The organism is Muricauda sp. SCSIO 65647 (assembly GCF_021534965.1).
GTDB lineage: Bacteria > Bacteroidota > Bacteroidia > Flavobacteriales > Flavobacteriaceae > Flagellimonas_A.
This window is the reverse complement of sequence record NZ_CP091037.1, coordinates 1,401,458-1,423,206: the sequence shown is the minus strand read 5'-3', so window position 1 is coordinate 1,423,206 and position 21,749 is coordinate 1,401,458. Positions and strand designations below refer to the sequence as shown.

The window sequence follows — 21,749 nt, the reverse complement described above, 5'->3', positions numbered from 1 at the left end:
CATCAAAGCCTTAAGTACATGTTTCCATTGATGGTATTCAAGCGGAGCCGGTTCGATGCAGCATCAAAACTACCCTCTACTTTTTGTCCGACGTAACGATCGGTCACCTTGAGCTCTAATTTTTCATCGGCATAGATCTGACCGTGTATGGTCTCTGCTGTCAATCGTGAATTGGAAAGAAAGAGATCGATTTCACCGTTAATGGTTTTCAGGTCAAGATTGCCATTATACTTTTTGATATCGATGTTTCCATTGATCAGATCGGCGGTGAAATCTCCTTCTACAACATCTGCCCTTAGGTCACCATTAATGCTGGTCACGGTAAAGGTGGCATTTTTGGGTACATAGAGCACATAGTCAAACTCGTACATATCTGATGTGTGATAGTATCTTTTTTCATTGGAATGATTGCTTTTCCATTCGTCATGAAATGCCTTAAAAATAGCTTTGGTATCAGAGCTAATGCTGATGAAACCCTTACTTTCTTTGACATTGAGGGTATACAATTCTAAATACTTTCCATCTTTTGTGCTGATGTCTGCCTTAAAATAAAGGGTGCGTTTGTCCCAGGTCTTCACTTCGATATTAGAGGCAAATTTTACTTCTACATCAATGATCTGATCGGTATAATCGATGTTTTTTTCAATGGTTTTTTGGGCGTTGAGCGATAGCCCGAGAAGGGCCATCATTAAAAAGGGCATTACGTTTTTCATGACTGTTCGTTTTTTTGATGATTTGACTTTGCTTTGGGGTAGATTATTGCTTTCTTAAATAGATATTTCCGTTGATGGACTTTAAAGAAATATTGACCCCTCCGTTGTTGACGGTCGCTTTTACCTTCTTGCTCGATACCGATTTCAGACCATCCTTTTCTTCTCTCTTGATATCGAAGTTGGTGTAAATGTCTCCGTGCATTGTGCTTAAGGTCAAGTCGGCCGGTGTGTCTCCAGGTAGGGAAACATCGATGGCACCGTTCGTGGTATGGATGGAGATGGGGGTATTTTGTTTGACGGTGCCAAATTCAACCTCAATTTCCCCATTGAGGGCATTTGCGGTAACGGGGCCGTTTACACCTGTGATTTCAATGCTGCCGTTGAGTTGTGCATCAGCTTCGACTTCACCGGAAAATCCTTCAATTTCTATATCGCCGCTCCAGGTGCTTTTTACCGAAACGTTCTGGGTCTCGGGAAGGAAAATTTCAGCACCCTCTGACTTTCTCAGGTTTTTAACCAACAAGGTGTTTCCGTCTTGTACCACGTAGAACCCGACATCTGTGTTGTCGTTGCCGCCTTCACCGACCAGTTTTAGCCCTTTGGCCTTTTCAGATACTTTTGAGCTGCCACTGCCTTTTATCAGCAGTTCGTTGGCATTGTAGGTTTTCAAGGTAATATCTGATTTAGATTCGATTTTCACCCATTCGATACCGTTCAGTGATTTCGAGTAATCAGTTTGGGCAGATGCAATGGCGCATGCGGCCACTGCGATTAGAAGAAAAGTTACTTTTTTCATGATTTTCGTTTTTTGATGTTTATGTGATTTTTGGTAATGCTATTTTGATTTCGTTTTTGATAAAGGGTTGGGTGTCTTCTTGTTCCAGCAATTTTTGCATGGGTTCAATGGCCTTTTTTTCTTGTATATGAACCAATGCCTGAATGATGGCAATTTGAATACTTGGGTCTTTCTCTGTTTTCAAAGCTTCTATGAATGCGTTCTTTACTGTTTCTGAATTTTTAAAATTCGTGAGCGCTTCCATTGCCGACAGCCGAACATTGGTGTTTTCATCGTTCAGCATTCTATCTGCCAGGGCACTTATGATGGCTTCATCTGGATCGATCAAATCATCGATGTAGTGTACCCCTTGAATACGCTTGCTTGCCGATTGGTTCTCTAAAAGGGATATCATGGCGGTTTGCTTTAATTTTGTGGTCTCCTCCTGCATAATTGCGAATTCATTTTTCAAGACGTTTTTCTCTGAATATTTCCCAAAAAAGAATGCGGAAACGAGCAATGCGATACCAGCGGCGATTTTCAATGTGGCGGCAAACCAATTTATTGGCTGCCTCTTCATGCCCACAACCTTTCCTTGTTTGTTTTTTTCGTCTTCGAGCATGCTCAAAAAGTTTGTCTTCAAGCTGTCTGGAGGAATGATGTCGGTTTCTTTTTCAAAAGCATCGAACAACAACCGGTATTCTTCCACTTCTTTTTTGAACGAAGGTGAATTCTTGAGATGCTCTTCGAACTCGTTCAATTTTTCGCGATCAAGTGACTTGTCAAAATAGTCTTGAATCAAATCTGTCATATTATCCTTGTCCATTTTTCAAATGCTTTCCAAATAGATATTTTTCAATTTTTTCATGGCCCTACTGACCTTGGTCTTCATGGCACCTGTGGTGCTGCCCATGATTTCGGCCAATTCTTGGTACCGTATCTCGTGAAACCTGTTCAAGATGATAACTTCCCTATCTGAAGTTTCCAACTTGCTTAAAGCTAGATGCAATTGTGAATGTGCCTCATCATTTTTTTCCTCGATGGTCTGGTCTGCCAACTGCTCTAGATCGGTATGCATTTCTTTGTTACGAGTGAAATGGGTCTTTAAACTGTTTCTAGCGATGGTGAACAACCAAGATAGAAACCTTCCGTTTTTATAAGAAGACCGATACTTGATGACTTTATAGAACACATCTTGTGTCAGGTCTTCGCTCAGCATTTTGTCACCGCTCATTTTGTACAAAAAGTTGAACACGTGCAAATGATGTCTGTCAAAAAGTATTCGAAGCATCTCGAGATTGCCCTGCGCAACTTCTTGCATCAATAGCTCATCTGTTTTTTTGTTCAACAGTGTTGTCTTTAGGTGGTGTTCACTTTATATAGTCAGAAAATTACAAAAGGTTACAAGAGAAGCTGAATTTTTATTTGGAGCGGAGAAATTAGGATACAGGAAAGAAAAGAATGACTTGGGTCAGTGACAGCCACAATCGGTACCTCCGCAGTTTTTGCCGGCATCTTTTTTTGAAGGGGCAAACAGTGATTTTGGCAACAGAAATTTCTTGGCCAGATACCCCACGGCGATGGCCAAAACCAAATATGCGATGATTTGCTGTGTTGTTTCCATGGGTTATTTGAGAATTTGATAGGCAACCAATGCCGCAAGGTACGCAAAACTGCTCATAAAGACCAGTTGAAGCATGGGCCATTTCCAAGAATTGGTCTCACGTTTGACTATGGCCAAGGTACTCATGCACTGCATGGCAAAGGCATAGAAAAGCATCAAAGAAATGCCCGAGGCTAAATCAAATAGCGGTTCGCCGACATCGTCAAGTTCGGCGGCCATTCGGCTTTTGATGGTCTCTTCTTCATCGCTGCCCACACTGTAAATGGTCGCCAAGGTACCCACAAAAACCTCTCGTGCGGCAAATGAGGTCAAGATGGCGATACCGATTTTCCAATCATAGCCCAAAGGTTGTACCAAAGGCTGAATGGATTTGCCCATATGGCCAATGAAAGAATGCTCTAACCTATGGCTCGCTATCTCTTGCTCTATGGCCCTTTCCCTAAGGCTTTCTGTTTTTATACGTATCGAATCCTGCATGGCCTTTAAGCTTATGGCACTATTGGTATGGGTGACACTCACAGGAGTTGACTGTTTGTATTCTTCCAGTTTTCGTTCTATGTACGAATGACTGTATTGTGACAGACCTTGGTCTTCGATGCGTTGTTTTACGATACCCTCTGCATTCTTGAATTCTTCAGAAAGTCCGTTGGATCCCAAAAACCAGAGTACTATCGAGATGGCCAAAATAATTTTCCCAGCACCTAGAACAAAGCTCTTGGTTTTTTCGACCACGGTAAAGGCAACGTTTTTGAGCAGGGGCAAACGATACGTGGGCATCTCGACCATGAAGAGTGAACGAGACCTGATTTTCATGATCTTGTTCAATACCATGGCCGATAGAATGGCCATCACAAATCCGAGAATATAGAGCAACATAAGTGTCAGGGCCTGATAGCCCAACCCCAAAAAACGGCCCTTGGGTATGACCAAAGAGATCAGAATGAGATATACGGGCAGTCGTGCCGAACAAGTCGTGAACGGGGTGACCAATATGGTGATGAGGCGTTCTTTCCAATTTTCGATGGTTCGGGTCGCCATCACGGCCGGTATGGCACATGCCGTACCTGAGATCAAGGGTACCACACTTTTACCGCTTAAGCCAAAGGGGCGCATCAATCGATCCATCAAAAAGACCACACGACTCATATAGCCCGTTTCTTCCAACAGTGAAATAAAGAGAAACAGAAAAGCGATTTGGGGAATGAAAATGACGATGCCCCCAATGCCGGCCAAAATGCCCTCGGCCAACAAATTGGTCAAAACTCCCGCGGGCAAAGTATTCTTTATCCAATCACTGGCAGCAGCAAATTGGGCATCGATGAAGTCCATGGGGTAGGTGCTCCAATCAAAGATGGCTTGAAAGATCAATAACAAAAGGGCGAAGAAGATAAAATAACCAAAGACTTTGTGGGTCAACACCTTGTCTAAAGTGGCCCGAAGCCCCTTGGCCGCCTGAAGGTCGACCTTGTAGGTTTCTTTGAGTATGCCATTGATAAATTGATACCGTAGAACGGTTTCCCTGTGTTGTAGCTGTTTTAACTCGCTCTTTGATTTTGTGTTGAAGGAAGAGGAGTCTTCGATACGCTTTTTTTCCAGCGGCATGAAGTTCACGTCTTGGGTGATGACCAACCAAAGTTTATACAGGTTTTCTTTCGGAAACGTTTTTTGCAATCGGCCAAAATATTCGGTATCGATGACAGAGGCATTGAGATTGGGTTCTGTTGAAAGATTCTTGTAATCGGCGATCAACGTTTTGATGTGGTCGACACCTTCTTTTTTTCGGGTGCTGACCAAGGCTATTTTGGTATTCAAGCGTTGCTCCAGCAACGCTACATCCAAAGAAATGCCCTTACGCGACATTCTATCTGACATGTTGATGACCAAAATGGTCGGAATCTTCAAATCTTTGATTTGGGTGAACAAGAAAAGGTTTCGCTTAAGATTTTCAACATCGCTTATCACTACGGCAACATCGGGATAATCTTTATCATTTTTGTTGAGCAGAAGCTCGACCACCACACTTTCATCGAGTGATGTGGTGTTCAGACTGTAGGTGCCGGGTAAGTCTAGAATATGGGCCTTGACACCTTGGGGCAGTTTGCAGATACCTTCTTTTTTCTCGACCGTAATGCCGGGGTAATTGCCTACTTTTTGGTTGAGTCCGGTGAGTTGGTTGAAGACCGATGTCTTGCCTGTATTCGGATTGCCGATAAGGGCCACGTTGATGCTCTTGCTCATGGCCGTTGGGTGTCTTCGATAAGTTCAAGCTGAATTTCTTTGGCCTGTATTCTTCTAATGGCGATATGACTGCCGTTGACATTGATGTACAGCGGGTCTTTTAGGGGGGCGATTTGTACCAGTTCGACGCTGTTTCCGGGCAGGCACCCCAATTCCATCAATTTAACGGGAATATTGTCATTGATAAATTCTTTGATAATACCCACTTGGCCCTCTTTCAAATCGGCAATGGTCAACAAAATACTATTTAGAATGATTTTAAGTAAGCAAAAATAAGGAAAAAACCAAAGAACGGCTAGAAACCTGCCTTAATCTTGATAGGAAGTCTTTAAAATCTCAATATCCTTTAACAGTTGTGCCACCTCTTCAGTGTTGGTGCCATCGTAGAAGCCGCGAATGCGGCGCTCTTTGTCCACTAAAATGAAATTCTCGGTATGGATCATATCAAAAGGGCCTCCGTCGCCATCATTTTGAACGGCAAAGTATGATTTTCGCGCTAGTTGGTAGATTTGTTTTTTATCACCCGTTACCAGGTTCCATTTTTCATCTAAAACGCCTTTCTCCAATGCATATTTTTTCAATTGGGCCACCGAATCGATTTTTGGGGTGACCGAATGTGAGAGTAACATCACCTCATCGTCATCCAAAATATTTTTTTGTATCTCACCCATGTTTTTGGTCATAATGGGGCAGATGGTCGGGCAAGTGGTGAAGAAGAAGTCGGCCACGTAGATTTTATCTTCATAGTGCTGTTCGGTGATGGTATCCCCATTTTGGTTGACAAGTCGAAAATCAGCAACCGTATGGTACTTTTTCTTGTAGTGAAGGGTGCTATCGACCAGTTCAGGATTCACCATTGAAGGCTGGTAAATGGGTAATCTTTCTTTCGGATTCAGTGCCGTGTACATCAAATAGATGATAATGGCCGACAAAATCGAAAAGACAATCCCAAAAAACCGATATTTTGCAAAAAACCTGCGCACGATGTCTGCAAAATTACGCTTGCAGTAGTGATTAATCAAAAGAAAAATGCCATTCGGTACTAAATCTTTCTTAAAATGGAATGATGTGTATAAGCTCGTTTTTTTAAGACGATGCAAAAATGTACTTTTGCGTGCTTGTAGTTAATGAACGATAGATGAGCCCCATAGCAGTTAAGGTCATTCAGTTTTTTCTGAGTCTTTCCATATTGATTATTCTTCATGAATTAGGCCACTTCATACCTGCCAAGATATTCAAGACCCGGGTAGAGAAATTCTTTCTCTTTTTTGATGTGAAGTTTGCCCTGTTCAAGAAAAAAGTCGGTGAGACCGTATATGGTATCGGATGGCTTCCCCTTGGGGGCTATGTAAAGATTTCGGGCATGATCGATGAGAGCATGGATACCGAAGCCATGAAAGAAGAACCCAAACCTTGGGAGTTTCGGAGCAAACCGGCATGGCAGCGGTTGATCATTATGCTGGGGGGCGTGACCGTAAACTTTGTTTTGGCCGTCATTATCTATATCGGAATGGCCTATACCTATGGCGACCAATATATACCCATGAACAGTCTTAAAGATGGGGTATGGGTCATGGAAAAGAATATCGGCGACAAGGCAGGTATTCAAACGGGCGATAAAATATTGGCCATCGATGACAAACCGGTAGAGACGTTCAACAGTGTTTTCATTGACCTGATCAATGGCAGTACCATTAGAATTGAGCGTGATGGCAGGGTCATAGAGAAAGAAATGCCGGTCGATTTCATTGCCACACTGTTGGAAGATGAAGACAAGGTACGCTTCTTGAACTACCGAATACCCTTTGTGATCGGCAAAGTGCCCAAAGAATCTGCCAATTATGGTTCAGGACTTGAAAAGGGTGATGAAGTGGTACAGATCGGCAATGATCCGATAACCTATTTTGATCAGGCCAAGCCCTTGTTGGAAAAGTATAAGGGCCAACAAATAGCATTGGGGGTCGTTCGTGAAAATGGTGAGCGGGCCAATATTCCGGTGATTATAAGTGACAGCGCAACCGTGGGAGTAATGCCCGGGGCCATGTCGTTTGAGAAATTGCAGGAAAAGGGAATCTTGAAGGTCGAGACCAAGACCTATTCATTGCTTGAGTCGGTTCCTGCGGGCATCGATAAGGGAGTCGATATTTTGACGAGCTATGTGAAGCAGTTGAAGAAGATTTTCAACCCTTCCACGGGGGCTTACAAAGGGGTGGGCGGTTTTGCCGCGATCGGCAATATGTTTCCCGATACTTGGGACTGGGCCGCTTTTTGGTCGACCACCGCTTTGATATCGATTATCTTGGCGTTTATGAACATTCTGCCGATCCCTGCTTTGGATGGGGGTCACGTGATGTTCTTGTTGTACGAAATGGTGTCGGGCAGAAAACCGAGCGATAAGTTCTTGGAGTATGCCCAAATGGTCGGATTTTTTCTCTTGATCGCCCTCTTGCTCTTCGCCAATGGCAATGACATTTATAAGGCCATAGCGAAATAAAAAACTGGATTTTTTGTTTGTGGTGATTTATAGAAACTGCTATATTTGCACCCGCCTTTGACGAAATAGTCGGGCGAAAAACGTATTGATATTCCTCCATAGCTCAGTTGGTTAGAGCACCTGACTGTTAATCAGGGTGTCGCTGGTTCGAGTCCAGCTGGGGGAGCGAAGCGAGACCGAAGCCATCCACGAAAGTGGGTGGCTTTTTTCGTTGGGAAAGCTGGGCGAGAAGTTTACCCTGAGCTTGACGAAGGGATTCCAGCTGGGGGAGCGAAGCGAGACCGAAGCCATCCACGAAAGTGGGTGGCTTTTTTCATGGAAAAAGCGGGCCGAGAAGTTTACCCTGAGCTGTCACCCTGAGCGCAGTCGAAGGGGCAGTCGAAGTGGAAGACGAAGGGAATTTTAGATTTTCTTTTTCATTATTATTTCGGTTCGTTCAACAACCAGCATTCCTCTTGGTGCCACACAATCTACAAATCCCATTCTCTTATACATATTTACAGCTATGTCTAATTTGTGGAAACTTTGAAGATATAGTGCGCTGCCTTTTACTTCCTTGACAAAGTCAATGCAACGTTGAACCAATCTTTTACCTAATCCTTGACCGCGGGCTCTTTCGTTAACCACGAGTTTACAAAATTCATATTCGGTCTCGTTCAATCTCTTGACTGCAACAACCCCGACACATTGGCCATTGACATTTGCATAAAAAGCCATCCCGCCACCTTCTATGTAGTTTACTTCTGGATTTCGTACTTCATCTAAATCCTCCTTTTGGGGTGTTAACCCCATAGAATTAGCAAGCCATGAAACCCATAGACGCTCAAAATCGCCTTCGTTCTTTTTTGAGTATTTGTCTATTGTTATTTCCAACTTATTTCAAAATCAATGTGATTCAATTGCCTACAACAGTCTTGTGTATGATTAGTTACGGACATTTCCTGTTGGCTGAGCGAAGTCGAAGTCAGGAAATTGTCCGCCTAAGACTAAAGATAATTGATTGCAAAGGATTTCTATTTTGGGAAATCCGCCCGCAATTAATTATACACCGTGTTAGCCACTATTTTTTAATAATTCACTGTTTCTATTCGGTTTGAGATATTCCAAATCCCATCCTTTTTTTCAAAAATCACAATTTCCTCCCATCCGCCTTTAGGACTGTAATAAAATCCAATTGTGGTAGCAGCTAAACCATCTTCTTTTATTTCTAAAAATCCATTGAATACAATTCGGATTTTATACACTTTGTCCACTTGCTGTTCCAGTAGGGTTCTGCTTTTTGGATTTAGTTTACTTGTGTCCAACTCAAAAGCACTAATTCTGTTTTTGAAAGATTTTAGCAGTTTAATTTTTATAGAGTCGTTCAGTCGCTTGTCAAAATCAGGAGGGAAATTTGTCAATCTCGGAATTAAGCTAGAGTCAATCAATATCTCTAAGTTATACCTCTCCACTTCATCAGGATGGACTCTGTCCAAAATCAAATCAATAAGAGGGTGGAAATCACTTTTCCTTTCGGTGTTTCGAAGACTATTTTTAGATTCAGCTTTTTCTTTTCCAGAATTTTTTTCTTTACATCCAAATGTAAAAATTATAATAACCAGGAATATGGAAAATCGGTTCATCCAGAAATCAGCCGTATTTATTGCTTAGTTTCATATTTGGTTCTTCAGCCATGCTGAATTATAGCCAATGTTGGCATACGTTTTTTATTTAAAGCGTGTTTTGAGGATCTATTTTTGAAAAGTCATAAAACTTAACAAATTTACCTTTATCCGTATTCCAAAATCCGTCAACCAGGGTATAAATACTATTTGGTATCAGAACTTTTTTTCGTCCATCCGCAAACTTTAGCGCAAGTCCGTAAATTTCGCATTCACAAAATTGTCCGCTTATTGGTGTTCCATAAACTTTGATAATCCTTTTTATTTTTTTGTCCGACCACGTAATAGTTATTTTTTGCAAAAACTGCCTGTTTTCACTAACTAATTGTAAAAGGGATTTTGATTGCTCAAAATGCTTTTTGGGATAGTCAAAGTTCGTGTTAGTGGTACTTGTTAGTAAATCTATTTTTTTATTCTCACAACATCTCGTTAAGCAGTCATTTGAATATTCCATATTTAAATAAGTCGGAAATGTCGGCATTCTGGATCCTACTTCATTAATTGAGTCAGTTTTTACAATCCAATGATGCGTGCTGGCTGGATGTCGCCCTCCTTTATCTTCTGATATGAATGTCAAAATCACATAGTCCGAGTTCTGCTGACCAAAACTCTTAAATACTACTAGTGCCAATATTAAAAATGCGATTTTTCTCATTTAGTCAAAATGAAATCCAGCCTGCAGATAGCTATCGGGATAATGTTTAATAGGTTTAAAGTTAGCAAGAAAGCCGCAATGAATTAAAGCCCACGTTGTAGCACGGATTTTTAATTTTCAAATTCTGAGGGACTACTTACAAATTCCAATTCCCCAAGCGTACAAACTCCGTCGGAACCATCCAAGTATTTAATTCCCACAACTTTTTGCTCTCCAACTTGTTCACCTTGAATTACAACAACTGGGGTTTTTTCTTTTGTGTCCACATCTACGTGAAAGGCCAAAGACGGAATCCTAATATCCAATGGCTTGTGTTCCTGTCCCTGTCCATCGATTACAAAAGTGGCAGCACCTGAATTGACATCTGATTCGGTTGCCAGACGTCCAACCACGTGAGGCGTGTCAGTCCAATTTTTAAGGTCAATTTCTTTCATTATTACTTTTTCTAAATCAATATTTCCATCGATTTCCTTTTTGCTTTTACGATTCGAACAACAAATCAAGGAAAAACAGATAAATCCGATTATCAGGCTTCTCATATTTCGTCAAGTAATTCCGTTTTAGTTTTTGGGTTATTCTTTATGAGGTCTTTCAATTCTGAAATCGATTTTCCTGCAATAGTTTCAGATTCGGTATTTTCAATTCGTTTCAACATTGCAATTGTCATATGAGACGGTTTTTCCATCAAAGAATCATAGAGTTTCTGTTCATATTCCAGTGTTTCCAATCCGTGTAGTATTGACCAGAAAACTCCAGCACCATCATCGGTAGGGTTGTTTTCAAAGATTTTAAACATTGCGTCAATTCCGTTTTCAGGATTTCCGCTTTCCCACAATTCAGTCACTAATTCGTCCAATCGCAGCCAATTACCATCATCACTTTCGTATGATTCAATTTCTGATATTATTTCATCTATTGGACGCATAATTTAAATGTGCTACAACGGTCTCGGCTATGATTTCGGCGTGGAATCGTCCGAAGGACTATTCCGCAAAGAGATCAAGCTTAAGTCATAGATTACTTTTATTTTTTGTTCTAAAGCCACGCTGAATTATAGCCAATGTTGGCAACAGTATTTTATTTTTCCAGATTCAATGCGAACTCGTAGTAAATACCATAAGCCATGGCCAGTCGATTCATTTTATTCTTCAGGTCCTTTTCATTAATTCCGTCATGGATGTATTTGGTGGTAAACCCCCAACTTAGATTAGGCACTTTTGTCCTTAGGTATAGGAAGTTTTTAATGCCGTCGTTTGAAACTTTTGTAATTAGGCAATTTTGAAATTCATTTCGCAACGTTAAGATTCCAGCGCTTTTTTCAGGTTGAGAACCATCAAGTCTAATTTCGGCCTCCATTCCTTCGTCTGATTCCTCGGACAATTGCCAAATCCCAATTTCTTTTACTTCAGTCCTGATTGTCTTTGATTTGGGATTAAGAAAAAAATCAGGTGAAATTTCATTGCCAATGAAGTCGTTTAAGAATTGAATGTAACCTTCTTCTTTGTCAAGTCCTTCATATTTCTCTGCAAGTCTAGATTCAAAATCCATAAGTCCTTTCTCTAGAACAGAAATATCTTCTTCATTTAAACAGTTTTTAAGTTCATTAAAATTAGTGTTCCGTGAATTACAGCTTACTAAAGACATTAAAATGAGTCCAAAAAGAAGTTTTTTCATATTGTTGGCAACGTAGAAATATAGATTATGATCTATATAGCTACCTATGGGCAGAACTAAGATAAGAGATCTTTGACCCTTTTAAACGAAGTTTCCGTAAGCTACTTGTATTTGAATTCGGGTTTTTTGAAAAGAACGACCCTGTCGGGTTGGCGAATTATAGCCAATGTTAGCAACAGTATTGTTCATTTTCAGAGTATGTTGTCTAAGTCCTGTCTCCCGATTATTGCCATAATCTCAACAACTTCTCCATTTATTCTATAGAATATACTGTCAACACCGCAAACACAACGGCGATATCCATTTTTTAAATAGTCGACGGATTCGAAAGTGTAAGGTTGTTCAGCTATTATTTCGAAGTATTGGAAAAATGTTTCGAAATACTTATCGGCCTGCGAAAGGCCGAAGTTTTTGACTCCGTATTGATGGATTCGTATTAGGTCATTTTTGGCTTCATTGCTGAGTCTATAATCAGCCACTCAGCACTGCTTTTGACTGTTTTAAAATCTCATGCTTTCCATAGTTGGTAAATCCACTTTTTTCAGCTTTTTCCAACTTTGTCCTTATCCAGTCAATCTGTGCTTGCTGTTTTCTTGCCTGGCGTACAAGGTCATTGACCAATTCGCTTTTGCTTGAATACTCCTGATTTTCCACTTGGGATTTCAGCCACTTATCGTTGGGTTCTGTGAAAGAAATACTTTGTCTAGCCATGCCTGAAATAATTTGGTGTAAAATTACACCAAAAACGAATCAAATCCAAATTTTCATATTGTAGCTAACGGTTCGTGTATGGCTTCGTTGTGGAAAACGTCCAACCGACTTTTCCGCCATAACACCAAGATAGCAAATGCGGTTGAATTTTCGTTTAGGAAAATCAACCGCAATGGGCTATACACCTTGTTGTTGTAGCCAGTTTTTATTTTTATTCAGCTTTGATAATATAATGGACATAAGCATTATTTGGACGCGTTTCGGATGAAAGATTTGCTGAAATCGGGTCGCTGGTGGTATGAGGTGTTCCATTTTTTTCCTTGTAAAAATCTGCAAATCTCGTTCTCTCTCTCTGGGAGTTGGCTTGCTTGTCTGAGGTTCCTTCTCCGATTCTATGTGAATGGGTTTGTATAGCGTGTCTCTGAAAGCTTCCCACTTCATTCGGAGTACCTTTGGTACTTTCTCTTTTATCTTTATCCTTATCTTCAAAGGAGTCGTTTCTAGCGTCATTTACTCCCCTTATAAAAATTCCTCTTAGGTCAGGTAATTTATAAGAAATAGCGTGTCCACTATTACTTTCTCTATAAGGCCCCCAATAGTCTTGGACTACTTTGTGCAATTCTGGATACGCCGTTACCAATAAATAATCACCATCGCATATTTTCCATCCATTGGGTATGGTGCTTGAGGGGCCAGACCAAATAAGTATTGTTCCAACAGGAACTTCGCTTTGACCATACATTTCTGTAAAGGAAAGCCCGATAATTAATAAAGTTGTAATTAATGTTCTCATCGTTATTATTTTTTAAATTAGATGAAAACAAGTAATTCTTTTTTAGAATACTCTTCAATACCCGTTATTGGGGATTTTCAAAATTGGCTACAACGGTCATGTGTATGATTAGTTACGGACTTTTCTGTTGGCTGAGCGAAGTCGAAGTCAGGAAATTGTCCGTATGAAATCTAGCCGTATTAAAAGTAAGAATTGTTCCTTGTCTTAACCAACAGCACAGCTATAAATTATAGGCCTTGTTGTATGCCGTATTATTTATCATCAACTATTGTGGTTGCTTGAGACCAAACAACTTGCCATCGCCCATCTCGAAATTCATTGGTATCTGTATGCCAAAATTTTTCTGGTGGATAGTAATTGTCACCCACAGTTATTTCGATAGTGGATATGTATCTAATAATTGCAGATTTCTTATGGATTTTTACTTTAATTTCCGACTCTGGTCTAAAGATTTTATAGTCTAAATTACCCGACGAAATCCCTTCTAAATACTGTTCTTTGGTGAAAGTACGTCCACTTGGGGTGATTAGCTGGAAATCATCGGCATGAATGGCTCTGGCTGTTTTCATATCTGCTTCAACAAGAGAATTTAATCGAGATTTTTCTGTTTCCCTAAGAATTTCCGTTGTCACGTTCAAGTTCTTATTACAGCTTATTAAGGCTAAGAGCAAAACTGAAAAATTGATGATATAAAGGTTCTTCATTGAAGTTGTTTTATTGCATACAACGGTCTCGTGTATGAATTGTAGGGTGCTGATTGGTCGCAATGATTTATGCACCCTGTTGGCAAATGTTCTTATTCCTTTTTTTTCCGCTGATTTACTTTAACTATTTCTCTTATTGAAGTTCCGTCAATCAGAACGTCTTTTAATACAGCCTCACCATTTTTAACGCTGACCAAGGCATAGGTAATTTTGCTTGTATCTTGTTGTGACATTCTGTATGTTAGTTCTGCATCATAGGCTTTTGATTCTTCCATATAATATCTGTCAAAAGGGTAGACTATAATCAACTGATTCGAACCATTTCCCAATACGGACCCCACTTTGGCCCTAACAAAATTTTCGTTGTTGGCTGGCTTGTTTTTTGAAACTGACGTTATTTTGGCAAACCCAGAATTATCGGTTGTTAGACTGACATAAATTGATTCTCCGGTCACCCAATCCTCTTCGTTAGTAACTGTGATACTGTTTTCATCATAAGTCAGAGTGATATATTTTCCTCTGAAAGGGTCATTTGGGTCAACAGGTGCGGTCTTAAATTTGAACTCTATTCCTGTGTCTAGAACATCTTCTTTGTCCCATATCATTTTGGCAGGAACAAACAGTTGCACCAAAGCAACAAGAACAAATGCAGTCAATACTATTTTTTTACTATTCATTTACCTTTCTTTTTTTGAGCATCCAATAATTTGCAGCAAAAAATCCTGCACCAACCGATACGAATAAAATACCTCGAATGACAAAACTCAAGTCTGTATCAAAAAACCTGCATATCACTAATACCGTAATGATCAGCAGACCGTAGTTCAATATTCCTAAGTGGTCTTGCTTTGCACCATCCCTAATAGTCAAGATTCCTATTGCAAGAACATAAATATTGATAAGTACTACCGAGTAAGGGGAGGTAAGTCCTAAAATGAATGTTGCAATAAATAGAATGAAAATTGGAGCTATGGGTTTGACGTCTCTCAAGGCTTTATTCTTATGTTGTAAATAAAAAAGAACTCCTGCCAATATTAACGTAATAGCAGAGGCCAAAAATTCAGGTGCTGAAATTATCTCATCGAACTGAAAATCCGCTCTTCTCAAATCTTCCCAAAACCAATCAAAACTCAGTATCAATAACAGCACGATGGTACCAAGCGAACCCAATAATCTATAACCGTTATTTCTTGATTTTTGTTGGGTGAAAAACTCCAAATTTCCTATTAGATAGAGTAACCCAAAAAGGTTGAAATAGGCTATAAACATTAATTCGTTTGTGTTTTTTGCCACTGTTCCAAGCGATATAACCAGTGATAATGGGATTATCCAATTATGGAAAACCATAAAATTGCTTTCAGGTTTTTTCTTGTACAAAAAGTAGTAATGCGGCAAGGCCATCAGTAGTAGCAACCAATATAGGTATGATTCATTTGATGGATATGACCAATAGTTGGTTTCTGCTACATAATAAGTTATTCCGATTAGATATAGCAACGATGAAATAGAAGATTTCATCACATATATCAGAGGAAGGCAAAGGAGCATCCATGTAAGGAGAAACGAACTTAAATTTCCTGGTATGTTGTAAATCTGACTTATAAGTGATATACATGCCCCAATTGAGAAAAATAAGAAAACTGTTCCACTTTCTCTCCATGCAACGCTATGCTGTTTTTTTAGTAATACAAAGCCACAGAGTATTTGTCCAATAAGCAATGGTAGAAATGCAAATAGTGTTTTGGTCGATCGTGAAAGTTCATCCCAGTTATGAGCAATAATCAAGATGATACCAAGCCCCACCAGTATTGCACCTAAAATTCCAAAAACAATAAAAAGTCTGTTAGTTGATGAACTGCTTTTGTTTTTATAGTAATCCTGAATTCTGTTTGCGGTCTCTTGTGTGATGACCTCAGCTTTTATTAGCTCAGGTAAATCTTTTAGTACGCTCATTGTCCTGTTTTAAGTGTTTGCCAATGGTCTAGTGTATGGCTTCGTTGCGGAAAAATCCGTAGGATTCTTTCCGCCGTAGCCCTAAGTTAACCAATCAGGCTGGAATTTCCGAGCCTTGTCTGCCGACTGGCAGGCGCAATGAGCTATACACATTGTCGGCACTCGTCAAGCCTGTTCGTAGACTTCTATGATTACTTATTCCTCCCTAATTAGATTAAATGCCCCTTTTATCAAAAAACGGTCCGTTTCCTTAAATTGGTCACTGTTTTTAAGCTCAGAAAAACCATTATACGATTCCCCGACCATTACTTCTTCCTTCTTAAATGCATAACCATCATTTTCACTGGCAATCCTCAAAAGCACGTAAGATTTGCCTTCAACGGAAACAATCGCTTCGTCAGGCAAGGCCCTAGAAGTAGTGCTATCAACAACAATTCGGGCTTCAACGAACATGCCAACGGTAAAATTATGTTCTGCCTCGTCGTTCAAATGTCCGTGCACCTTTATGGTTCGGTTTTTCTCGCCTATTGATGTACCGACCAAATAAACTTGGGCCTTGAAAGCCTCTTCAGAGATTTCCGGAATTTTAAAAAAGATAGGTTGGTTCTTCTTTATTTTCATGATGTCCTTCTCGAAAACCTCCAATTCTAAATGAATGTGGTCGGCATTCATGATTTCCATAATGGCATCGGTGGGGGCCACGTACATCCCTTTGCCAATATTGACCTTGGTGACACTGCCATCTATAGGGGAATAAAGCGTTACCACAGAAGTGATTTTGCCCTTTTCCACAGCGGTCGGGCTAATGTTCAGCATTTCTAACTGTTTACGAAGACCGTCGTATTTTGCCAAAGTTTGCTTAAAACTACTTTCCGCTTTCAAAAAGCTCTTCTGCGAGGTGACTTTTTCAGCCACCAGGGTTTTTTGGCGACTGTATTCAGATCGTAAGTAGTTCAATTGTTCGGCCGTCTCTAAATAATCTTGTTGCAACTGTATGAACTCAGGATTCTCTAAAGTGATCAACGCCTGCCCCTTTTTTACCTTGTCACCAATCAATAAGGGCGCATCTTTGATGTATCCTCCCGAATAAGCACTTACAACGGCCCGGCTCTGCGGCGGAACATCCAGCCATCCAGAAGTTTGAACCATTTTGGGAAATTGTTTTTCCTCAAATCCACCCAATTGCATCGGTCCACCTTCAAACTGTGCCTTGGTAACGATTATAGGCACATTACCTATTGAGGTCGTGGTCCCATCATCTGAGTTTTCTCCTTTCTTCCCATTATTTTGGCAGCCAAAGTACAAAAGGGTCAATGCCAAAAGGGGTAGTATATGGACTAATCGTTTCATAGTGTTGATTTTTATAGAATTAAATAATTAATGGCGATCACCGTTTGGTTATAGGCATTTAAACTCTCTAAATGGGCAAGGGTAATGCCATACGCACTCTCTAGACTTTGGATGTATTGAAAAAAGTCAATCTCTCCACTTTGATAACCTAAGGTCGCTGTTTTTAAAATTTGATCGGCCAGGCCTTTCCCTTCATCTTCATAATATGAAAGGGCCTCTTGCTGTTTTTTAAGTTGACCCATTAATTGACGTCTTTTTCCTTCCAATCGTGATTTGTAGTCATTGGTTTCTTCACGAATGATATCCTCTGCGATTTTCGCTGCCTTTATTCTCGCTAGATTCCCACTAAACAGCAGGGGAATCTTTAAACCCAATTGATATCCTCTCAAATTGGTGTTCAGGCCAGAATTACTGCCTTGAAAATAATCAAGGCTTATGTCGGGCAACAGTTGTTGTTGTTCAAGGCCGCTTTTGGCACTAAAGAGCGATATTCTATTTTCATGGTAGCCAATTCCTACATTGTTCTGGATACTGGAGCTTCGCAGTTGCAGCTTTTCAAGAGGTATCGTTGCCACTGATATGACCGAATCGCCCTGTACTATTTTTTGCAGTTTTTCATAGGCCAAAACCACATCTTCCTGAGCTTGTCGATATTTGGTCAACAACTCTTTCTGTTTGGCCTGTGCGGTAATTTTCTCCAAATAGTTGGTTTCACCGAGTTCAAACCTTCGCTTTGCATTATGGGCGAATTTTCTGAACAAGCTATCCAAATATTGGTATACCTTTTCTTTTTCCCTTTCGTACTGCAATTGATGGTATGCCGATGCAACGTCCCGTTCCAATAACTGCTTTCTGATCTCATACGAACTGCTCTCCATTTCATAGTTGGCCGCGTTCACTTTTTTCATGGCAAAATACCGTGTGGGGAACAAGAAGTCTTGCTGAACGCCAAAGACGCCTATAGCTCGATCGTTTAGGGCAAGATTGTTCTCGTCATAACTATAATAGATTTCGGTCTTATCAAAACTGAAGGCACTTCCGATCTGGGCATCGGCCTCCTTCACCTTAAGTGAAGCAGCTTTAAGCCCCGCATTGTTTTCAAGGGCCAGCGTACGCAACTCTTCAAAATTCATGGGCTGCTGTGCAACGCTTTGCGATGACATGAGCAATGCCAAGATGATGGTAAGCAAAGCCCCTCTTTTTTTTGTTCTCTTTAGTTCGAACCTCATCCCAACATTGTAAAAAATTGAATACAAGACGGGCAGTACCACCAAAGTGAGCAGGGTAGAGGATACAAGTCCGCCGATGACCACTGTTGCCAAGGGTCGCTGAACCTCTGCACCGGCACTGGTAGAGATGGCCATTGGCAAAAATCCCAGTGCTGCGGCAGAAGCCGTCAATAGAACGGCACGTAATCTACTTTTAGAGGCTTTTACAATGAGTTTCTCTTTTTCGCTTTCATTTTGTTGTTGTTTTAGTTCTTTGAAGTGCTCGATCAAGACGATGCCATTGAGTACTGCAATGCCAAACAATGCAATAAAACCAATGCCCGCAGAAATACTGAAGGGCATATCGCGTATCCATAAAAACAATACGCCCCCTACGGCCGATAGCGGAATTGCAGAATAGATGATCAAGGCTTCTTTTATAGAGTTGAAAGTAAAATAGAGCAGAACAAAAATTAAGAACAGGGCAAGCGGTACGGCCACTTTCAACCGGTTTTTGGCACTTTGCAGATTTTCAAATTGCCCTCCATAGGTGATGGAATAGCCCACAGGTAGTGATACCTTGGTTTCGACCAGCTTTTGTATATCACTTACAACAGATTGCAGGTCACGGTCACGCACATTGACCCCGATTACGATTCTTCGGTTTGTATCGTCACGTGATATTTTGGCAGCGCCTTCTGTATAGCGGATATCGGCCAGTTCGCTCAACGGTATTTTTCCCCCTGATGGGATATCGACATACATGTTCTGCAGGTTGGAAATATCTTTACGGTTGTCTTTGTTGAAACGAAGTACCAGATCAAATCGTTTTTCGCCCTCGAATACACTGCCTAGGGTTGTGCCAGCGAATCCCATTGAAACCAAGTCGTTGAGATCGGCAATGTTGAGACCATAGCGTGCAATCTTCGACCTTTTAAAATGAACGGTCATTTGGGGTAGCCCCGCTATTTTTTCAACGGTTATATCTGCAGCACCTTCAACGTTCTCAATGACACTTCTTACTTCATTCGCCTTCTCGTTCAGAATGTCAAGATCTTCTCCGAATATCTTTATGGCAATATCGGCCCGTACCCCGGTAATCAATTCATTGAAACGCATTTCAATGGGTTGTGTGAATTCGACCTCCATACCTGGAATCACGGCCAATGCCTCTTTGAACTTATTTGCCAGTTCATCCTTACTTTTTGCCGAAACCCATTCTTTCTTTGGTTTCAGCGTAATGATCACATCGCTTTCTTCCATTGACATGGGATCTGTGGGCACTTCTGCAGCGCCAATTCGACTTACTACTTGGTCAACTTCAGGAAATTGATCGATTAGGATCCTTTCGATCTTGGTAGTGGTCTCAATGGTATTGCTAAGAGAAGTTCCCGTTTTCAGTACAGGTTGTATCACAAAATCACCCTCGTCAAGAGTAGGGATGAATTCACCGCCTATGGTGGTAAAAAGAAAAAGTGCAAAGGCGAGAAGTGCCACCGCTGTTCCCAAGACCTTTTTTTTGTTGGCCAATGCCCATCTAATAACGGGGTCGTACAGGTAATTCAAAAAGCCCATGATACGAACCGATATATTTTTATCAGAAGGTTTTGAGGGTCTCAAGAATAGGGAGGCTGCCACGGGCACATAGGTCAAACAGAAGATCATCGCCCCAATAAGGGCAAAACTGAAGGTAAGTGCCATTGGTTTGAACATTTTGCCTTCGACTCCGCTCAATGAAAGGATGGGAATAAACACGATAAGAATGATGAGCTGCCCAAAAATGGCGGTGTTCATCATTTTGGAGGCCCCGCTGTAGGTAAGCTCGTTTAAGTAGCCTTTCTGCCCAGGCGTTGTTAGGGCTTCAAGTTGGGCACTTTTCTTTGTGATCTGAAAAGAAATGAACTCCACTATGATCACGGCACCATCAATGATGATCCCAAAATCAATGGCTCCCAAGCTCATTAGATTGGCATCTACCCCGAACAGATACATCAATGACAGGGCAAATAGCAAAGAGAGTGGAATGACTGACGCCACGACAAGTCCAGAACGTAAGTTTCCGAGCAATAAGACCACCACAAAGATTACGATCAAACAGCCCAAGATGAGGTTTTCGACCACCGTAAAGGTCGTTTTGCCAATCAATACGCTGCGGTCTAAAAAGGCATTGACATATACCCCTTCGGGCAGCGATTTAGAAATAGACGCCACCCGATCTTTGACTTCTTTGATTACCTTTTTTGAATTGCCGTCTTTCAACATCATTACCTGGCCCAAAACCTTTTCGCCCTCCCCATTTCCGGTAATGGCACCAAAGCGGGTGGCACTGCCAAATCCGACCTCTGCAATGTCCTTTACATATATGGGCAGCCCATTCTTGTTCTGTACCACAATGTTTTTGATATCTTCAAGCGATGAGACCATTCCTTCCCCACGGATAAAATAGGCCTGATTCACCTTTTCAATATAACCGCCACCGGCTACACTGTTGTTCTTTTGCAATGCAGTGAATACATCGCCGGTCGTAATATTCATGGCATTTAACTGCTCGGTGTTGATAGCGACTTCGTACTGCTTTAAATATCCTCCCCAAGTGTTTACCTCGATCACCCCGGGAATCCCTGAAAGTTGACGTTTGACGATCCAATCTTGTATGGTGCGTAGATCCATGGCCGAATAGGTATCTTCATAGCCAGGTTTGGTGTCGAGCACATATTGATAAATTTCACCGAGCCCAGTGGTTATGGGGCCTATTTCTGGGGTGCCAAAGCCTTCAGGGATTTTTTGCGACGCCGATTTTATTTTTTCGGCTATAAGTTGTCTGGGCAGATAGGTGCCCATTTTCTCTTCAAAAACAATGGTCACCACCGAAAGACCGAACTTTGACACAGAGCGAATTTCCACCACTCCGGGCAAATTGGCCATTTCGAGCTCAATGGGGTAGGTGATGAACTGCTCCATGTCTTGGGTAGATAGATTTCGAGAGGTAGTGATTACCTGCACTTGGTTGTTGGTTACATCGGGTACCGCCCCAATCGGTATTTGGGTCAGTGAGTATAGCCCGAAGACCACAATAAAGACCGTTAGCAAAAGGACGATGAACTTGTTTGCAATACTGAATTTTATAATATTGGAGAGCATGATCTTTAGATAGAAAGTTTTAAAGCTATGCAGCAGCAATAGCTTGTTAAAAAAT

The 21,749-nt window shown here is 41.0% G+C and carries 24 protein-coding genes and 1 tRNA gene; 3 read left to right on the top strand and 22 right to left on the bottom strand.

The window, feature by feature from the left end:
• Positions 1 to 2 precede the first annotated feature (2 nt).
• From L0P89_RS06300 to L0P89_RS06265, 8 genes are all read right to left on the bottom strand, one after another.
• Positions 3 to 713 (bottom strand): hypothetical protein, encoded by a 711-nt coding sequence (locus L0P89_RS06300; RefSeq protein WP_235267560.1) that lies wholly within the window; start codon positions 711 to 713, stop codon positions 3 to 5.
• A 43-nt stretch (positions 714 to 756) separates the two neighbouring features.
• Complete coding sequence (locus L0P89_RS06295) at positions 757 to 1,509, bottom strand: DUF4097 family beta strand repeat-containing protein (RefSeq protein WP_235267559.1); 753 nt, start codon at positions 1,507 to 1,509, stop codon at positions 757 to 759.
• 19 nt (positions 1,510 to 1,528) lie between these two features.
• A complete protein-coding gene (locus tag L0P89_RS06290) occupies positions 1,529 to 2,314 on the bottom strand; it encodes a HEAT repeat domain-containing protein (protein WP_235267558.1) in 786 nt (261 codons plus the stop codon).
• Positions 2,315 to 2,317: 3 nt separating this feature from the next.
• Entirely contained in the window at positions 2,318 to 2,836 is a 519-nt protein-coding gene (locus tag L0P89_RS06285; RefSeq protein ID WP_235267557.1) for an RNA polymerase sigma factor, read from the bottom strand.
• 123 nt (positions 2,837 to 2,959) lie between these two features.
• Positions 2,960 to 3,112 (bottom strand): hypothetical protein, encoded by a 153-nt coding sequence (locus L0P89_RS06280; RefSeq protein ID WP_235267556.1) that lies wholly within the window; start codon positions 3,110 to 3,112, stop codon positions 2,960 to 2,962.
• A 3-nt stretch (positions 3,113 to 3,115) separates the two neighbouring features.
• Positions 3,116 to 5,350, bottom strand: coding sequence for a ferrous iron transport protein B (gene feoB / locus L0P89_RS06275; protein WP_235267555.1), 2,235 nt, complete (start codon positions 5,348 to 5,350; stop codon positions 3,116 to 3,118).
• The gene (locus L0P89_RS06270; protein ID WP_235267993.1) at positions 5,347 to 5,592 is read right to left on the bottom strand and encodes a ferrous iron transport protein A; all 246 of its coding nucleotides are present in this window, start codon (positions 5,590 to 5,592) and stop codon (positions 5,347 to 5,349) included. The genes feoB and L0P89_RS06270 overlap by 4 nt, the downstream gene beginning before the upstream one ends.
• A gap of 66 nt (positions 5,593 to 5,658) precedes the next feature.
• Complete coding sequence (locus L0P89_RS06265) at positions 5,659 to 6,333, bottom strand: SCO family protein (protein ID WP_235267554.1); 675 nt, start codon at positions 6,331 to 6,333, stop codon at positions 5,659 to 5,661.
• Between the two features lie 155 nt (positions 6,334 to 6,488).
• On the opposite strand from L0P89_RS06265, the gene rseP reads away from it, so the two are divergent.
• From rseP to L0P89_RS06250, 3 genes are all read left to right on the top strand, one after another.
• Positions 6,489 to 7,844, top strand: coding sequence for an RIP metalloprotease RseP (gene rseP / locus L0P89_RS06260; protein ID WP_235267553.1), 1,356 nt, complete (start codon positions 6,489 to 6,491; stop codon positions 7,842 to 7,844).
• Between the two features lie 92 nt (positions 7,845 to 7,936).
• Positions 7,937 to 8,010 (top strand) — tRNA-Asn (locus tag L0P89_RS06255).
• Positions 7,981 to 8,250 carry a hypothetical protein gene (locus L0P89_RS06250; RefSeq protein WP_235267552.1) on the top strand — a complete coding sequence of 90 codons (270 nt, stop codon included), beginning with the start codon at positions 7,981 to 7,983 and terminating at the stop codon, positions 8,248 to 8,250. Before L0P89_RS06255 ends, L0P89_RS06250 begins: the two co-directional genes overlap by 30 nt.
• On the opposite strand, the gene L0P89_RS06245 is transcribed toward L0P89_RS06250, so the two are convergent.
• The 14 genes from L0P89_RS06245 to L0P89_RS06180 all read right to left on the bottom strand — a co-directional run bounded on the left by L0P89_RS06245 (position 8,247) and on the right by L0P89_RS06180 (position 21,694).
• Complete coding sequence (locus tag L0P89_RS06245; protein ID WP_235267551.1) at positions 8,247 to 8,717, bottom strand: GNAT family N-acetyltransferase; 471 nt, start codon at positions 8,715 to 8,717, stop codon at positions 8,247 to 8,249. The genes L0P89_RS06250 and L0P89_RS06245 overlap by 4 nt on opposite strands.
• Before the next feature lie 194 nt (positions 8,718 to 8,911).
• The gene (locus tag L0P89_RS06240; protein ID WP_235267550.1) at positions 8,912 to 9,466 is read right to left on the bottom strand and encodes a hypothetical protein; all 555 of its coding nucleotides are present in this window, start codon (positions 9,464 to 9,466) and stop codon (positions 8,912 to 8,914) included.
• Between the two features lie 88 nt (positions 9,467 to 9,554).
• Positions 9,555 to 10,160: a hypothetical protein gene (locus L0P89_RS06235; protein WP_235267549.1), complete on the bottom strand. Its 606-nt coding sequence runs from the start codon at positions 10,158 to 10,160 to the stop codon at positions 9,555 to 9,557.
• Between the two features lie 110 nt (positions 10,161 to 10,270).
• On the bottom strand, positions 10,271 to 10,699 hold the full coding sequence (locus L0P89_RS06230) for a hypothetical protein (protein WP_235267548.1): 429 nt from the start codon (positions 10,697 to 10,699) through the stop codon (positions 10,271 to 10,273).
• Positions 10,696 to 11,085 (bottom strand): hypothetical protein, encoded by a 390-nt coding sequence (locus L0P89_RS06225; RefSeq protein WP_235267547.1) that lies wholly within the window; start codon positions 11,083 to 11,085, stop codon positions 10,696 to 10,698. Before L0P89_RS06225 ends, L0P89_RS06230 begins: the two co-directional genes overlap by 4 nt.
• Before the next feature lie 152 nt (positions 11,086 to 11,237).
• Positions 11,238 to 11,834: a hypothetical protein gene (locus tag L0P89_RS06220; RefSeq protein ID WP_235267546.1), complete on the bottom strand. Its 597-nt coding sequence runs from the start codon at positions 11,832 to 11,834 to the stop codon at positions 11,238 to 11,240.
• A gap of 191 nt (positions 11,835 to 12,025) precedes the next feature.
• Positions 12,026 to 12,313, bottom strand: coding sequence for a type II toxin-antitoxin system RelE/ParE family toxin (locus L0P89_RS06215; RefSeq protein ID WP_235267545.1), 288 nt, complete (start codon positions 12,311 to 12,313; stop codon positions 12,026 to 12,028).
• Positions 12,306 to 12,545 (bottom strand): type II toxin-antitoxin system ParD family antitoxin, encoded by a 240-nt coding sequence (locus L0P89_RS06210; protein WP_235267544.1) that lies wholly within the window; start codon positions 12,543 to 12,545, stop codon positions 12,306 to 12,308. Before L0P89_RS06210 ends, L0P89_RS06215 begins: the two co-directional genes overlap by 8 nt.
• 211 nt (positions 12,546 to 12,756) lie before the next feature.
• Positions 12,757 to 13,338, bottom strand: a complete 582-nt coding sequence (locus tag L0P89_RS06205; RefSeq protein ID WP_235267543.1) for a phage tail protein — start codon at positions 13,336 to 13,338, stop codon at positions 12,757 to 12,759.
• A gap of 251 nt (positions 13,339 to 13,589) precedes the next feature.
• Positions 13,590 to 14,042: a nuclear transport factor 2 family protein gene (locus tag L0P89_RS06200; protein WP_235267542.1), complete on the bottom strand. Its 453-nt coding sequence runs from the start codon at positions 14,040 to 14,042 to the stop codon at positions 13,590 to 13,592.
• 92 nt (positions 14,043 to 14,134) lie between these two features.
• Positions 14,135 to 14,719 carry a GDYXXLXY domain-containing protein gene (locus tag L0P89_RS06195; protein ID WP_235267541.1) on the bottom strand — a complete coding sequence of 195 codons (585 nt, stop codon included), beginning with the start codon at positions 14,717 to 14,719 and terminating at the stop codon, positions 14,135 to 14,137.
• Positions 14,712 to 15,995, bottom strand: coding sequence for a DUF2157 domain-containing protein (locus L0P89_RS06190; RefSeq protein WP_235267540.1), 1,284 nt, complete (start codon positions 15,993 to 15,995; stop codon positions 14,712 to 14,714). The genes L0P89_RS06195 and L0P89_RS06190 overlap by 8 nt, the downstream gene beginning before the upstream one ends.
• Positions 15,996 to 16,190: 195 nt before the next feature.
• The gene (locus tag L0P89_RS06185; protein ID WP_235267539.1) at positions 16,191 to 17,345 is read right to left on the bottom strand and encodes an efflux RND transporter periplasmic adaptor subunit; all 1,155 of its coding nucleotides are present in this window, start codon (positions 17,343 to 17,345) and stop codon (positions 16,191 to 16,193) included.
• Positions 17,346 to 17,356: 11 nt separating this feature from the next.
• The gene (locus tag L0P89_RS06180) at positions 17,357 to 21,694 is read right to left on the bottom strand and encodes a CusA/CzcA family heavy metal efflux RND transporter (protein ID WP_235267538.1); all 4,338 of its coding nucleotides are present in this window, start codon (positions 21,692 to 21,694) and stop codon (positions 17,357 to 17,359) included.
• Between the last annotated feature and the right edge of the window lie 55 nt (positions 21,695 to 21,749).

Bases quoted from the DNA above. Each gene is read 5' to 3' on its own strand.
- L0P89_RS06300 (WP_235267560.1), bottom strand. From the start codon at position 713: ATGAAAAACGTAATGCCCTTTTTAATGATGGCCCTTCTCGGGCTATCG.
- L0P89_RS06295 (WP_235267559.1), bottom strand. From the start codon at position 1,509: ATGAAAAAAGTAACTTTTCTTCTAATCGCAGTGGCCGCATGCGCCATT.
- L0P89_RS06290 (WP_235267558.1), bottom strand. From the start codon at position 2,314: ATGGACAAGGATAATATGACAGATTTGATTCAAGACTATTTTGACAAG.
- L0P89_RS06280 (WP_235267556.1), bottom strand. From the start codon at position 3,112: ATGGAAACAACACAGCAAATCATCGCATATTTGGTTTTGGCCATCGCC.
- feoB (WP_235267555.1), bottom strand. From the start codon at position 5,350: ATGAGCAAGAGCATCAACGTGGCCCTTATCGGCAATCCGAATACAGGC.
- rseP (WP_235267553.1), top strand. From the start codon at position 6,489: ATGAGCCCCATAGCAGTTAAGGTCATTCAGTTTTTTCTGAGTCTTTCC.
- L0P89_RS06240 (WP_235267550.1), bottom strand. From the start codon at position 9,466: ATGAACCGATTTTCCATATTCCTGGTTATTATAATTTTTACATTTGGA.
- L0P89_RS06235 (WP_235267549.1), bottom strand. From the start codon at position 10,160: ATGAGAAAAATCGCATTTTTAATATTGGCACTAGTAGTATTTAAGAGT.
- L0P89_RS06230 (WP_235267548.1), bottom strand. From the start codon at position 10,699: ATGAGAAGCCTGATAATCGGATTTATCTGTTTTTCCTTGATTTGTTGT.
- L0P89_RS06225 (WP_235267547.1), bottom strand. From the start codon at position 11,085: ATGCGTCCAATAGATGAAATAATATCAGAAATTGAATCATACGAAAGT.
- L0P89_RS06220 (WP_235267546.1), bottom strand. From the start codon at position 11,834: ATGAAAAAACTTCTTTTTGGACTCATTTTAATGTCTTTAGTAAGCTGT.
- L0P89_RS06210 (WP_235267544.1), bottom strand. From the start codon at position 12,545: ATGGCTAGACAAAGTATTTCTTTCACAGAACCCAACGATAAGTGGCTG.
- L0P89_RS06205 (WP_235267543.1), bottom strand. From the start codon at position 13,338: ATGAGAACATTAATTACAACTTTATTAATTATCGGGCTTTCCTTTACA.
- L0P89_RS06200 (WP_235267542.1), bottom strand. From the start codon at position 14,042: ATGAAGAACCTTTATATCATCAATTTTTCAGTTTTGCTCTTAGCCTTA.
- L0P89_RS06195 (WP_235267541.1), bottom strand. From the start codon at position 14,719: ATGAATAGTAAAAAAATAGTATTGACTGCATTTGTTCTTGTTGCTTTG.
- L0P89_RS06190 (WP_235267540.1), bottom strand. From the start codon at position 15,995: ATGAGCGTACTAAAAGATTTACCTGAGCTAATAAAAGCTGAGGTCATC.
- L0P89_RS06185 (WP_235267539.1), bottom strand. From the start codon at position 17,345: ATGAAACGATTAGTCCATATACTACCCCTTTTGGCATTGACCCTTTTG.
- L0P89_RS06180 (WP_235267538.1), bottom strand. From the start codon at position 21,694: ATGCTCTCCAATATTATAAAATTCAGTATTGCAAACAAGTTCATCGTC.